This window comes from Comamonas sp. SY3, from assembly GCF_041730275.1.
GTDB classification, from domain to species: domain Bacteria; phylum Pseudomonadota; class Gammaproteobacteria; order Burkholderiales; family Burkholderiaceae_C; genus Comamonas; species Comamonas sediminis.
In genome coordinates this window covers 1-1,135 of sequence record NZ_JBGTYN010000054.1, presented here as the reverse complement: position 1 = coordinate 1,135, position 1,135 = coordinate 1, and the positions used below count along the sequence as shown (strand labels likewise).

The window sequence follows — 1,135 nt, the reverse complement described above, 5'->3', positions numbered from 1 at the left end:
AGTCAACTCGGACGCAGCGCGATAAAGCCGCGCAGCGCCGGTTACTTCTACGTTAACCTCTGAGGAAGAATTGTGAAACTATCACTAATGGTAGCTATATCGAAGAATGGAGTTATCGGGAATGGCCCTGATATTCCATGGAGTGCCAAAGGTGAACAGCTCCTGTTTAAAGCTATTACCTATAACCAATGGCTGTTGGTTGGACGCAAGACTTTTGAATCAATGGGAGCATTACCCAACCGAAAGTATGCGGTCGTAACACGTTCAAGTTTTACATCTGACAATGAGAACGTATTGATCTTTCCATCAATTAAAGATGCTTTAACCAACCTAAAGAAAATAACGGATCATGTCATTGTTTCAGGTGGTGGGGAGATATACAAAAGCCTGATCGATCAAGTAGATACACTACATATATCTACAATAGACATCGAGCCGGAAGGTGATGTTTACTTTCCTGAAATCCCCAGCAATTTTAGGCCAGTTTTTACCCAAGACTTCGCCTCTAACATAAATTATAGTTACCAAATCTGGAAAAAGGGTTAACAAGTGGCAGCAACGGATTCGCAAACCTGTCACGCCTTTTGTACCAAAAGCCGCGCCAGGTTTGCGATCCGCTGTGCCAGGCGTTAGATGCACTAAGCACATAATTGCTCACAGCCAAACTATCAGGTCAAGTCTGCTTTTATTATTTTTAAGCGTGCATAATAAGCCCTACACAAATTGGGAGATATATCATGAAAGGCTGGCTTTTTCTTGTTATCGCAATAGTTGGCGAAGTAATCGCAACATCCGCATTAAAATCTAGCGAGGGCTTTACTAAGCTTGCCCCTTCCGCCGTTGTCATAATCGGTTATGGCATCGCATTTTATTTTCTTTCTCTGGTTCTGAAATCCATCCCTGTCGGTGTTGCTTATGCAGTCTGGTCGGGACTCGGCGTCGTCATAATTACAGCCATTGCCTGGTTGCTTCATGGGCAAAAGCTTGATGCGTGGGGCTTTGTAGGTATGGGGCTCATAATTGCTGCCTTTTTGCTCGCCCGATCCCCATCGTGGAAGTCGCTGCGGAGGCCGACGCCATGGTGACGGTGTTCGGCATTCTGAATCTCACCGAGGACTCCTTCTTCGATGAGAGC

The 1,135-nt window shown here is 45.4% G+C and carries 2 protein-coding genes; both read left to right on the top strand.

Going from position 1 to position 1,135, the window contains the following annotated elements; genetic code table 11:
• Positions 1-72 precede the first annotated feature (72 nt).
• Positions 73-546: a trimethoprim-resistant dihydrofolate reductase DfrA1 gene (dfrA1, locus tag ACCQ08_RS25990; protein ID WP_071846295.1), complete on the top strand. Its 474-nt coding sequence runs from the start codon at positions 73-75 to the stop codon at positions 544-546.
• Between the two features lie 191 nt (positions 547-737).
• Complete coding sequence (locus tag ACCQ08_RS25985) at positions 738-1,085, top strand: quaternary ammonium compound efflux SMR transporter QacE delta 1 (protein ID WP_000679427.1); 348 nt, start codon at positions 738-740, stop codon at positions 1,083-1,085.
• Positions 1,086-1,135: the final 50 nt, after the last annotated feature.